Consider the following 12,876-nt stretch of genomic DNA (forward strand, 5'->3'; position numbering starts at 1 on the left):
TTCGGGTTGAACTTTTTTAGTTCATGTGGCACTTTTAGTTTCACTTGACTGCATCTCGCGCACGAGCGCATGATGCGGCCTAACCACAATCATGCTGTTAGGGAGCTCGGATCATGGTTGATTCCGACAATAGCAGAACTACGCCTAATTTCGCGAGGACAGATTTCAACTCAACTCCTAGGTCTTTTTTCCTGCCTACTGCCCGCGCGTTGGCCCGATGACCGCGCCGGCCCAACCAACTAGGGCGGGGGATCAAAACAGGAAGGCTGTGGCCCTCTAAATTCGAGCACTGTTTCATTTATCCGGCGGAGCTCCAGCGCACCCGTCGCATTACCGATTCAAGCAACTGACTGCTGAACCGAGTTGCTGCCTCGCCGCAGCAAGGGGCTCGGCCGTCCAAATTTCAACGACAAAAGGGAACTCGATGACCAATTTCACCAAAACATTACGACCAATCGCTATTGCGGCGGGCATTCTCTCAATCGTGCTTCTCACCCAGCCCTCAACGCCAGTCGGCGCCCAGACCCAGTCGGACTTAAGGATCGCGACATCTTACAAGTTGATGACGCTCGATCCGCATTATGCGAACCTCAACGAAAACACTTCGCTGCTGTCGAATATTTACGAGCGGCTGGTTTACCAGGACGAAAAGCTCTCTCTCAAGCCCGGCCTCGCGGTTTCATGGTCGATGATCTCCGGCAACCGCTGGGAGTTCAAGCTGCGTGATGGCGTCAAATTTCACGACGGATCGCCGTTTACGGCAGAGGATGTCGTCTATTCCATCGAGCGTATCAAGAATTTCCTACAGTCACCCAGCGGCGGATACCGTTCCTACGTGACAGATATCAGGTCCGTTACGGCATCGAATCCGTTGACGGTCACCTTCGAAACGGATCGGCCAGTCCCTAATTTCCCTTTGCTGATGTCTTCCGTCTTCATCATGCACAAGCCGGGGGACGGGTTTCAAACAACGGAGGAACTCAACTCCGGGCGGGCTTCAGTCGGCACGGGCCCTTACAAGCTGGAGGGCTGGAGTTCGGGCGAGACCCTGCGACTGACACGAAACGATGACTACTGGGGCGGTCGTCCCGCATGGCCCACGGTCAACTTCAGGGTCATGGAAAGTCCTGCGGCCCGTGTCGCGGCTTTGTCTGCCGGTGATGTGGACGTGGCTGACTCGATCCCGGCAAGGGACGTGAGCTCCCTGAAACAGCGCGGCGCCAGTATCGCCAGCATCAGTGCGGCTCGCATCAATTTTCTGCAGTTCGACGTCGAGAAGGAGAAGGTGTCCGGCGTCACCGACAAATCCGGCACCCCAATTCCAAACCCGTTTCGCCACGCGAGGGAGAGAAAGGCCCTGGCGCTTGCCACGGATCGCAATGTAATCGCAGAAAAAATCCTCTCCGGCTACGGAACCGCAGCGTCACAGCTGTTCCCCGAAGGATTGCCCGGAACCTCCCCAAACCTGAAGGCAGAAGCACCCGACTATGACGCTGCCAAGGCACTGCTTTCAAATGCCGGCTATCCTGACGGTTTCAACCTGGTGCTTGCTGGCCCTGCCGGCCGTTACCCCGGAGACAGCGACAGTCTTCAGGCTGTGGCACAGAGCTGGGCACGGATCGGCGTGTCTGTCCAGCCCCAGGCATCCCCGTTTTCGGTATTCAACACCAAACGCGCCGCCGGCGAATACGCCGCCTGGTATGGCGGGACCTCTGGCGAATCCGTGGACGTCATCCTGCAAGCACTGCTGGCCTCTCCGGATAAGGAGCGCGGCACCGGAGCGCTGAACTTCGGGCATTATCGCAATCCAGCCTTTGACGCACTTCTTGCAAAGGCAGAGGGCCTCGAAGAAGGCGAGGCGCGGAATTTTGCGCTTGCAGAGGCAACGGAGCTTGCTCTCAAAGACCAGCCGATCATCCCGCTCTATCACTTCCATCATATCGTCGGCTACGGCCCGAAAGTTGGATCATTCGTGATGCATCCGCGCGGCTGGACAACGGCCATGCAGACCACCGCAGCGACGGAGTAAGGTGATGGGTCTAATCTCCGCCTTGTCGGCAAGGGTCTCGCAGACCTTGCTTCTACTCCTCGCCATGTCGCTGATCGGCTTCATCGGCACCCACAGCGTCGGCAATCCCGTCTTCAATGTGGTCAACATCGAAACTGCCACACCCGAAGACATCAGGCGTGCGACAGTTGCGCTCGGGCTCGACCTGCCGATCTGGCAACAATATGGATTGTTCCTGAAGAACGTCGTCAGCGGCAACTTCGGTACCTCCTATATCTACCATCAACCCGCATTTGACCTGGTTCTTGGCAAACTGCCGGCAACGCTCGAGCTCGCCTGCGCGGCGATGCTTCTGTCGGCCGTCACCGGTGTCGGACTTGGCCTCGTTGCCGGCAGAAGAAAGGGAACGGCGTTCGACCGGATAGTCCTGAACGGCAGCGTTTTTGCTCTCAGCGTTCCCTCTTTCTGGCTCAGCATGATGTTGATCCTGACGGGTGCGGTCCTGACCGGCTGGTTCCCGTCGGGTGGCAGAGGGGCGATGGCAAGTTTTGCAGGGAGCGAATGGAGCTTTCTGACCGCAGACGGATTGCGGCACATGATCCTCCCGATGCTGGCACTTGCCATCCCGAACATCGCACTGATTGCCCGACTGACAAGATCGGGCACGATCGAGGTGGAACAGCAGGAGTTCACGCGTTTTTGCAGGGCACGAGGCCTTTCGCCGAAGCGAATCCTCCTGGCTCACACCTTGCCGAATATCAGCGTGCCTCTTGTCACGATCATCGGCCTGCAATTTGGCGGAATGCTCGCCTTTGCCGTCGTTGTTGAATCGATCTTTGCCTGGCCGGGGATTGGCAAGCTCCTGATCGACTCCATTCAGTTGCTGGACCGACCTGTCGTGATGGCGAGCCTCACCTTCACCGCCGTGAGCTTCGTTACGCTGAACGCTGTCGTCGATCTCTATTACGCGTTCGGCGACCCACGTGTACGCCTGTCGCCATAAGAAGGGACATATCATGAGACCGCTTATTCTTCGGGCGCTTGGGATGCGCACCGGCATGTCCGGACGACGCCCTTTTTCTTATGCTTCGGGTCGCCTATCAACAGTCGTCCTTTGCTGCTTCATACTGGCGGCGCTTGCAGCACCCCTGATTGCTTTGCAGAACCCCTATGATCCGCTTCAGGTATTCGGGTGGGAGGCGTCATCGGCTCCTGGCACCGTCGGCAGCGGAGGTTACATTTATCTCCTTGGTACGGACGGGCTGGGGCGGGATATTTTCAGTACCATTCTCTATGGATTGCGCATCAGCCTCGTCGTGTCGCTCACCAGCTCGGCGATCGCTGCATTGATCGGCCTGACGGCTGGGGTTAGCGCTGCCTATTTCGGGCGCTGGGTTGACGTTGTCATCATGCGCCTCGTCGACCTGCAGCTCAGCCTTCCGACGATCCTCGTTGCGCTGGTCGCCATCGTCACGCTTGGTCCGGGCGTGGACAGGATCATTCTTGCGCTCGTGATTGCGCAATGGGCAAGTTATGCACGGCTGGTGCGGGGCGTCGCCCTCAGCGAGACAAGAAAGCCCTATATGGATGCAGCACGTCTGATGCGTCTGCCGACCCAAAAGGTCATATTCCGGCACCTCCTGCCAAACAGTATCGCTCCGGCCGTCAGTCTCATCCCGATCGAGGTTGGGCATGCGGTGGCGCTTGAAGCGACACTGTCGTTCCTCGGCCTTGGCGTTCCGCTCGACAAACCGTCGCTCGGCTCGATGGTCGCAAACGGTTTCCAATATCTGCTGACTGGTCAGTACTGGATCAGCCTGTTTCCTGGCCTTGCACTGTTTTGCCTGATCGCCGCCATCAACTTTACGGGCGAGGGCATTCGCCTGCGCCTCGACCCCAGGAGCAAGCCATGATGAACAGCTTAGGAACAGCAATGACAAAACCTGTGACAGACAACGACGCCGTGCCTCTTGTCGAGGTCAGCAATCTAAGTCTCCGCCACCGGTCAAAGTCCGGCCAGTCGATGATCCTGAGCGATGTCAGTTTCACGCTCGACCGTGGCAAAATCCTGGGAATTATTGGGGAATCGGGCGCCGGAAAATCGACGATTGGAAACGCGATCCTCGGCCTGCTGCCGCCCGACATCGAGCAGGTTTCCGGAACGATCGCCATCGACGGGATGGCCCTCGCTCCACTCGACAGTGACTTCGCAAGGCGCCGGCGAATTTCGGCGGTGTTCCAGGATCATACCGCGTCGCTTGACCCGCTGATGACCGTCGGTGCCCAGATCACCGAGACGGTTCGCGCCCATAACGCGAACTCGTCTTCCGCTGATGCCCGGCTGCGTTCGCTGGAGCTCCTCGGGCGGGTTGGCATTCCCGACCCGGAGCGCCGCTACGGTCACTTCCCGCACCAGTTTTCCGGCGGGCAGCGACAGCGGGCGGTGATCGCCATGGCGCTGGCCGGATCACCCGATCTCATTATCGCGGATGAACCGACCTCTGCACTGGATGCCACAGTACAGAAGCAAATCCTGGCGCTGCTGCGCAGGCTCGTTGATGAAACGGGCATTTCAATCATCATTGTCACCCATGACATGGGCGTCGTCGCAGACGTTACGGATCGCGTCCTCGTCATGCACAGCGGAAAGGTCGTCGAGGAAAACGACACCGCCAGCGTGATCGACAAACCTGTCGAGGACTATACACGCGACCTTCTCGCTGCGGTTCCCCGGCTACGTCTGAATAGTGAAGGTGCTGGCGAGAACAGCCACTACAGCCCACGGGGGGAGGAAGCAGCTGCAGCGATGAGGGGTGCTTCCAATGCTTCGCTTGTTGCCGAGGGCATTGGAAAGTCATTCGTTGCAAGCAAGCTGTCCTCTGTGGTCGGCAGGGGGCGTGGCTCTGCCCGGTTCGCCTTAAGCGAGATCAGCCTGACGCTGCCTCGGGGCGAGATCACCGGCATAGTCGGAGAAAGCGGCAGCGGAAAGACGACATTCGGCCGGATCATTGCGGGGCTGGAAACGGCGTCCACCGGAACGATACTGCTGGAGGGCAGGCCCTACGATGTGACTCGACCAGGACACCGCAGCGGCCTTCTAGGACAGGTGCAGATGATTTTTCAGGATCCTGCCGTGTCATTAAACCCGACGATGCGTATAGGCGAGGCCTTGCGCGAGAGCCTCCGCTTTGGTGCGGGAGACGATGGCGAGAAGCACTCACTCGATGCAATGATGGAACGACTTGGACTCCCGCTGGGCCTGCTTGCCCGTTATCCGCACCAGCTTTCGGGTGGACAGAAACAGCGCGTCTGCATCGCAAGAGCCCTTCTGGCACGTCCGCAAATCATCGTCGCTGACGAGCCGACCTCTGCACTTGATGTCTCGGTGCAGGCCCAGATCATCGAATTGCTCAGGGAAACCGTTCTGAGCCAGAAACTTTCGATGCTGTTTATCTCGCACGATCTGGCGGTCGTCCAGCAGCTCTGCCGCTCGGTTTTCATCTTCAGGGATGGCAGGATCGAGGACAGCGGCCCTTGTGATGACGTCTTCTCGAATTCGCGCAATCCCTACACGCGAAGTCTCATCGACGCTCGGCCACGACGATTCATGCACTGATATCTCCGCGGAAGATTACGTTCATTTACCAGCACCGCAGCTTCAGGGGCGCGATTGTCCGCCCATCCACCAACCTGCCGCCCCGCAGGCGGTCAACACAGGCAAAAGCATATGACAGGACGATTTACTCTCGCCGTGACCGGCCAGTCTCTTATCAAACACGACATTCGGAACATCGATGCTGCGGAGTTCAAGGCGGTCCAGAACATCCTTCGAAATGCAGATCTTTCCTTTACCAATTTCGAGGGCACCATTCTTGGAGATTATGGCGGCTGGCCACTGAAAGGTTCCTTTTTCGGATGCAGCAAGCCAATCGTGCTTGATGCTCTGGCCGAGATGGGTTTTGGCGCTCTGTCGCTTTCCAACAACCATGCGTTTGACCTGGGACCATCAGGGATCCTGGCAACCCTGGACGAAGTGGAACGGCGCCGGATACTGCGTGCGGGGATCGGAAGGGACCACCGGCATGCAGCCCAGGCGGCGAGGGGAGTGGTTGGCACAAACCGCGTGGCGATGGTTTCCATGGATGGCGGTCCGGGACCTGATCTCATGTATGCAGCTGACGGTGACGAACATCGCCCCGCGCGTCCCGGCATCAACCGTCTCAAGCTTTCGCAGCTCATCGAAGTCGACGATCGCGCCTTTGAAGAGCTGACCGCGATCCGGGACAAAGTCGGATATACCGCGATCGACCTTTCCAACGACAGTCAACCGAACGATCCGCCTTTCGTCGATCCTGTTGACGAGCTGGCGCTCGGCCGGACGGTCTTCAAGCGGGCCGGACGTTTTGGGCGCAACGTCAGCATCGACAGATCGGACATGGAGCGCAACCTTCAGGAAATCGCATCGGCTGCGAACGAAGGATACCTCGTCGTCGCCTATCTGCATCATCATCATTGGGCCCCGGACTGGTACCAGGTTCCCGACTGGGTTGGCTCCGTCGCGCGCCGTTGCATCGACGCGGGCGCGGCAATGTTCCTGAGCCACGGCGCACCCGTCCTTCAACCGCTCGAGATTTATAACGGTCGGCCGATCTTTTACAGCCTTGGAAATTTCATATTCCATGTTCCGTCGAAATCCACATGGCATGCACCGGAGGTCTGGGAGAGCGTTATTGGTGTGTGCAGTTTCGATACCGGCAATCACCTGGCAGGTATCGATTTCCATCCCGTTGTCATCGGTGGCGAGGAGGGTTTGAGCCATTCGAGGCTGGAGGAGCGCCTGGCGCCCCATCTTGCGACCAACGGGAGAGCGGACCGTATCCTCGCGCGACTTCAGGCGCAGTCGGCTAAACTGGGAACGAGGATCGACATCGAAGACAACATCGGCATTCTTCGGCTCTGAGCCCTGGATCGAGCAGAACACGAGGCAGCGCGAATTGCCATGCAGGTCCGGGCAAAAGCAAAGCAACAAGATTTTCAAACTGCACATTACAAAGATTACGAACGGAGCGCAGATCATGGACACGACAGCAGGGGACGCAACCGGGCTACGTGACGAGCTTCTCGAACGATTTTTCCGGTATGTCGGCATCGAAAGCCAGAGCAATGCGGCCTCTTCAGAGTTACCGTCAACGCCCGGACAACTGAAACTTGCCTTGCTGCTTGCACAGGAGCTTCAGGAACTCGGCCTTGAAGACGTGATTGTCGACGATAATGCAATCGTCACGGCGATCAGGCGCGGCAGTGATCCGAACCTCCCGCGCGTCGGCTTCATCGCCCATCTCGATACTGTCGATGTCGGCCTGTCTGCGATCATCAAGCCACAGATCAAGCACTTTGAAGGAAGCGATATCAGCCTGAACAGTGACCACGATATCTGGCTGAGGGTAGATGATCATCCTGAACTCAGGGGCTGGGAAGGTGAAGATATTGTGGTGGGCGACGGCACCAGCGTGCTCGGCGCCGACAACAAGGCTGCGATTACGGTCATCATGACGCTGCTGGCACGACTGGAGGATGACGCTCCCCTCGGTGACATTGCCATCGCCTTCGTTCCTGACGAGGAGATCGGTTTAAGAGGAGCAAAGGCGCTCGATCTTGCCCGTTTCCCTTGCGACTTCGCTTACACCATCGATTGCTGTGAGCAGGGCGAGGTGGTGGTCGAAAATTTCAACGCCGCATCCGCAGAGATCGTTTTTACGGGCGTCAGCGCTCATCCGATGTCGGCCAAAGGGATACTGGTAAATCCTCTTTTGATGGCGCTCGATTTCATCTCGCACTTCGATCGTAACGATACGCCTGAATTCACCGAAGGCAGGGAAGGGTATTTCTGGTTCAAGGATCTGGTCGCCAGCGATAGCGAGGCCCGACTGAAGGTCATGATCCGTGATTTCGACAAGACCGGTTTCGAAGAACGAAAAAAGCGAATGGGCGAGGTCGCGGCGCTGGTTGCGGCACAATATCCGACCGGTTCGGTTCGAAGCTCTGTTTCCGGCACCTACGACAATATCGGCGATCACCTCGCTGCTGATCCGCGCGCGTCCGGTCTGTTGTTCAGCGCCCTCGATCACCTCGGCATTGCAAAGAAAATCATTCCGATGCGTGGTGGAACAGATGGTTCAGCGTTGTCCGCGCGCGGGATACCCACGCCGAACTTTTTCACAGGGGCCTACAACTTCCATTCGCGGTTTGAATTCCTGCCGGTCCCTGCCTTCGTAAAATCATATGAGACGGCACTGACAATCTGCAAGCTTGCGGGGCAGGGAGGCGTCGACCTTCAGCTGAAAACCGACATCTTCCGGCAGAGGGGATGAATTCATGCGATATTCTCCGCAAGCGCCAGCCGCGGTCGTGATGGTCCGGCCTCATAATTTCACTGTCAATGAACAGACGGCTGCCGACAACAGCTTCCAGACAACAGATATTGATCTTTCGGATATAGCGAAAGAAGCCTATGTCGAAGTCACCAATGCCGTGGAAACACTCCGCAGCCATGGTGTAACCGTTCCCCTGTTTGATGATTTGGGAACGCCCACACCCGACTCGGTCTTTCCCAACAACTGGTTCTCAACCCATGCCGGCGGGCACGTGGCCATCTATCCGATGCGGGCGAACAATCGTAGACGGGAGAGGCGGTTCGACATTATCGAGATGCTGAAATCCGAATACCGCGTGCAGCAGGTCGTAGACTATTCCGGCCTGGAGCCCGACGGTCTGTTCCTCGAGGGGACGGGCGCAATGGTCCTGGACCATATCGACAGGGTTGCATACGCGGTACGATCAGATCGGACAGACCCCGTTGTGCTGGAACGCTTCTCGACGCAATTCGGGTTCGAGCCGATGGTATTTGATGCCTGCGACGCTCGGGGAGTAGCCATTTATCATACGAACGTCCTGATGTGCATCGGAACCGATTTCGCCATGATCGGGGCAGGGATGATACCAGACGTCGTGCGTCGTGAAGAGATCCTGGCACGCCTGCACAATTCAGGCCGATACGTCATTGAACTGCGTGATGACCAGATCGGCAGGTTTGCAGGCAATGCGCTGGAGCTTCAGGGGTACAATGGCCGCCTTTTAGCCATGTCGACGACTGCCCTGGCGTCGCTCGAACCTTCACAGCGAAACGCGATCGAAGAGCGCGTGAGAATTGTTGCGCTTGATATACCATCAATCGAAATGGCCGGAGGTTCCGTGCGATGCACGCTGGCGGGCATTCACCTGTCTCTCCGTCAAACTTAGGGATATCCCGATCACCACTTGCGCCGCCAATCGAGGCCCTTGGTGAAATCTCGTTCGAGAAGGCATCCCCGGTATTGAGAAATCCGTCTGTGCATAGGGCATATGCAACAAGGACAAGCTTGAGCGTGCCGGTATTGTTATCCAATATCGACACGCTCCAGTATCAGTGCCAGATTGGGTAACACCGGTTTGACCGGCGCTTCGATGACTACAGGCCTGCCTCAGCCATCCAGAGCGCTGCGTCTTCGCCCGCAGCAATGCGCAGTGGCGCGGAGGGATCGTTGGCAGCCTGCCAAATTGCCTCGGCGACATCCCGGGCCTGGGTGACGGGGCCTTTGTCGTCCTGAACATTCTTGATGAATTGTTGTAGAAGAGGGGCATAGTCCGCGTCATCCATGCCGCGCAGATGTGGACGAGCGTTGGCACCAAAGCTGGTTTGCGGCGAACGGCCCGGCAAGACGATATGCACACGGACGCCGAAAGGCTCCATTTCCATCGCCAGAGACTCGCTGAATGCGTTCACCGCCGCCTTGCTGGCGCGGTATACCCCGATAATCGGCAGTGGCTTGACCGTAACCGAGGATGTGACATTGATGATGACGCCGGCTCGGCGATGGCGCATTTGCGGGACCACCGCCTGGATCATCGCCAATGTTCCGATCGTGTTTGTCTGGAAGAGAGCCTGTACGGTCTGCGAGGCGGTCAGTTCAACCGGCGACGGCGCGCCAAGGCCGGCATTGTTGACAAGAACGTCGATGTGACCTGCGGTCTCGACCAGTTGCGCAACGCTTTCGGGATCGGTGACGTCGAGCGCGAGGACCTGCAGACGATCGGACGCCGGAAGCAAATCCCTGGCGGGGGTTCGCATTGTCGCCACCACATCCCAGCCTCTTTCGAGGAACAGTTTTGCGGTTTCGAGGCCAAAGCCGGAGGAACAACCGGTAATCAATATGTTGGGCATAGTTATCTCCATACAGGGTGACTGACATTATGGTAGTGACCAGGTGGAAGACTTTATATATGCTGACATCCTCATTTCTTTTGCGATAGTCCTGATATGACTGTGGACCCCATTGCCGAAATCGTCACGCTTCTGCAGCCCACCGCGCGATTGTCGAAACTGGTGGAATGTTCAGGCGCGTGGCGCATACGCCGTGAGGCGACAGGTGAACCATTCTATTGCGCGATCCTGGAAGGGACGTGCCGCGTTACCTTCGATGGTCATCAAACCTTGACCCTTAAGGCCGGAGACTTCGTCCTCGCGCCCGCCATGCGCGATCTCGTCAATGAGAGCATTGATGCTGCGGCCAATCTGCCGGCTATGGTGCCGACAAAGATCAATGAAGGGTATTTCCGCGTTGGGCCACACGACGGTCCGGCCGATCTGCGCATGCGTATCGGCCATTGCAGCTTTGGCGCACCGGATTCTGCGCTGCTCGTCTCCCTGCTGCCGGAGGTGGTTCTGGTGCGTGACAAAACCCGGTTTGCCACGCTGATGCAATTGATCGATGAGGAGACGCAGGATCGGCGCGCAGCCCGCGAACTCGTTCTGGAACGCCTTATCGAGGTTCTGCTGATCGAGGCATTGCGGTCTGCAACGGAAACAACCTCCGCGCCGGGCCTGCGCAGGGGACTGGCGGACGAACGCCTCGCAGGCGCGCTTCGTGCGATGCATGCCCGTCCAGGCCATCCATGGACCGTTGTCGATCTTGCAAACAGGGCCTCGCTGTCCCGTTCGGCATTCTTTGCACGGTTCAATCGCATTGTCGGGGTTCCTCCGATGGAATATCTGCTGGTCTGGCGCATGGCGCTGGCAAAGCAGCTCTTGCGGGATGGCAGTCTCGCAATCGAGGATATCGCCGAACGGGTTGGCTACGGCTCAGCAAGCACCTTCAGCGTGGCCTTTGCGCGGAATACCGGGATGCCCCCGGCTCGATATGCCCGCATGGCAGCGTAAGAAGCGGCGGCGTGGGCAGGCAAGGAGAGTTTCGGGAACCTGTCGCCTGCTCGGGGCGACGCGAAGATCCAGGCTAAACGCCTCAGGCGAGCCTGGCCGAAGATGTAACGAGGATACTCGAGCCTGTCCTATGCGACCGTAACGACGCAGAGGAGGAAGGCGTGTGAGACCCGGATTTGGAAGAGACCGGTTCATGCGCTGCATCTGGATCGAGACCTCCTCTTCCCGCCCGGCAAACGAAGTCAAAGCTATTGGCCTCCAATACGCGACAGGTCGATCCGTATCCCGGCTTGCCCGACATTCTGGGCAGTCACCGGTTGCTCCTCGTTTGGCGCCATTTCGGTGTCGTCCACCTCGGCGGTGGCCGTTTCTCTACCTCGCTGCGGCACTTCAACCGGCGTTCCCGGATCCTCCGCCTGGAAAATGCCGACGCCCTCGAACTCGCCGGTTTTCCACGCGTAAACCGCGTTATCGAAAATCTGCGGAAAAACATCATCGTCGCTCCTGGGGTTACCGTACCATTTGGCAACGATCCTCAGGACCTTGGCAAACATCGCCGTGCCTTTGCGGAGATTCTGGCAGGAATCGACAAGGTCCGGCTTGATATCCGCCGGTTCCCTGATGCCAACACCGGCTGGAAACTGTGTTACCCCGACGCGGACAACCGCCTGACCGGCATACTGTCGCACGATGGCCATCGCTTCTTCCGCTGAAGTGGCTTTCGGCACGAGGATCAACCGGCCGCCTGATTTGACCGTGACGGCGAGAGGATCAGTCGAGCCTGCGGCCATCACGAATTGCTCGACGATCGCGGGCTTGAGGGAAGGGTCGGCGCATTCTTTGATCAACGCAGCGTCCAGCATGCAAGCTCCATGGTTCACGTGTTGAAGGAGATGACGAGAGGCTTGTCGAACAGTCGTGCCCAGGCTTCGGTGCTCGCGCGCTGAATGTCGGCGATGGAGGTTCCGGCCGTCCACCAGCTGTTGCCGACGGCGACAACGACGTCGGGAGCGTCGAGCATTGATTGCAAGACCGGCCAGACGACAAGCTGCTCATAGCAGATCAGCGGAGCGACGCGGACATCACCGACAATGACGATCGCGCTCCCGAAGAAGTGCGCCCTGGCGCTGCCACTTTCCCCAACCCGGGATCGCCAGGGCTGCCACATCGACCCGGGGACCGGCATGCGTTCGCGGTAGAGAATGCGCCCGCCCTTGCTGTCGATCGCAACGAGGACATTGTCGTAACCGTCGGCATCAACCACCGCAGCACCGGCGATGACCGCGATGTCACCATCAGCGAAACCGCCGGTCCAAAGTCGCTCCGTAGTCGGGGTCCATAAGCCAAGGGCACTTTCCGGCAGTACGACAAAGCGGATCCCGTCCCTGGCGGCGGCGTGCACCGTTGCGATCAGATCACGGTGACGCTCAAGACCGTCCTCCCGACCGAGCGAAGCACCCAATTCCAGATCGACGCCGCGCCAGGCTTCAGGTAGTCTCGGGTTGGTCCAGGTTGCGGCGGACCAGAGCCAAAGGCCTGTCAGGGCCATGGCGACAGCTGGCCAAGGGCGGGTTACGAGGCCTGCCTGGCCAGCTGTCGCCATGGCCCTGAC

At 58.5% G+C, this 12,876-nt stretch carries 11 protein-coding genes; 8 read left to right on the forward strand and 3 right to left on the reverse strand.

The window, feature by feature from the left end; genetic code table 11:
* Positions 1-424 precede the first annotated feature (424 nt).
* From ASB65_RS08330 to ctlX, 7 genes are all read left to right on the forward strand, one after another.
* Positions 425-2,029 carry an ABC transporter substrate-binding protein gene (locus tag ASB65_RS08330; RefSeq protein WP_060723632.1) on the forward strand — a complete coding sequence of 535 codons (1,605 nt, stop codon included), beginning with the start codon at positions 425-427 and terminating at the stop codon, positions 2,027-2,029.
* Positions 2,030-2,033: 4 nt separating this feature from the next.
* The gene (locus ASB65_RS08335; RefSeq protein ID WP_060723633.1) at positions 2,034-3,011 is read left to right on the forward strand and encodes an ABC transporter permease; all 978 of its coding nucleotides are present in this window, start codon (positions 2,034-2,036) and stop codon (positions 3,009-3,011) included.
* Between the two features lie 55 nt (positions 3,012-3,066).
* The gene (locus ASB65_RS08340; RefSeq protein WP_376905485.1) at positions 3,067-3,921 is read left to right on the forward strand and encodes an ABC transporter permease; all 855 of its coding nucleotides are present in this window, start codon (positions 3,067-3,069) and stop codon (positions 3,919-3,921) included.
* Between the two features lie 20 nt (positions 3,922-3,941).
* A complete protein-coding gene (locus tag ASB65_RS08345) occupies positions 3,942-5,624 on the forward strand; it encodes a dipeptide ABC transporter ATP-binding protein (RefSeq protein ID WP_060723635.1) in 1,683 nt (560 codons plus the stop codon).
* Positions 5,625-5,735: 111 nt separating this feature from the next.
* The gene (locus ASB65_RS08350; protein WP_060723636.1) at positions 5,736-6,968 is read left to right on the forward strand and encodes a CapA family protein; all 1,233 of its coding nucleotides are present in this window, start codon (positions 5,736-5,738) and stop codon (positions 6,966-6,968) included.
* A gap of 115 nt (positions 6,969-7,083) precedes the next feature.
* Positions 7,084-8,379 (forward strand): peptidase T, encoded by a 1,296-nt coding sequence (gene pepT / locus ASB65_RS08355; RefSeq protein ID WP_060723637.1) that lies wholly within the window; start codon positions 7,084-7,086, stop codon positions 8,377-8,379.
* Positions 8,380-8,383: 4 nt separating this feature from the next.
* Positions 8,384-9,307 carry a citrulline utilization hydrolase CtlX gene (gene ctlX, locus ASB65_RS08360; protein WP_060723638.1) on the forward strand — a complete coding sequence of 308 codons (924 nt, stop codon included), beginning with the start codon at positions 8,384-8,386 and terminating at the stop codon, positions 9,305-9,307.
* 208 nt (positions 9,308-9,515) lie between these two features.
* Here the strand turns inward: ctlX and ASB65_RS08365 are convergent, their stop codons facing one another.
* Positions 9,516-10,268: an SDR family oxidoreductase gene (locus ASB65_RS08365; RefSeq protein WP_060723639.1), complete on the reverse strand. Its 753-nt coding sequence runs from the start codon at positions 10,266-10,268 to the stop codon at positions 9,516-9,518.
* A gap of 96 nt (positions 10,269-10,364) precedes the next feature.
* On the opposite strand from ASB65_RS08365, the gene ASB65_RS08370 reads away from it, so the two are divergent.
* A complete protein-coding gene (locus tag ASB65_RS08370; protein WP_060723640.1) occupies positions 10,365-11,264 on the forward strand; it encodes an AraC family transcriptional regulator in 900 nt (299 codons plus the stop codon).
* Between the two features lie 248 nt (positions 11,265-11,512).
* Here ASB65_RS08370 and ASB65_RS08375 read toward each other — a convergent pair whose 3' ends face one another.
* Both ASB65_RS08375 and ASB65_RS08380 read right to left on the reverse strand, forming a co-directional pair.
* Complete coding sequence (locus ASB65_RS08375; protein WP_060723641.1) at positions 11,513-12,127, reverse strand: TraH family protein; 615 nt, start codon at positions 12,125-12,127, stop codon at positions 11,513-11,515.
* A 14-nt stretch (positions 12,128-12,141) separates the two neighbouring features.
* Positions 12,142-12,876 (reverse strand): conjugal transfer protein TraB (locus tag ASB65_RS08380; protein WP_245301384.1); only part of this gene is annotated, 735 nt, incomplete at its 5' end.

This window comes from Agrobacterium tumefaciens str. B6, from assembly GCF_001541315.1.
In the GTDB taxonomy this organism is placed as follows: Bacteria; Pseudomonadota; Alphaproteobacteria; order Rhizobiales; family Rhizobiaceae; genus Agrobacterium; species Agrobacterium radiobacter.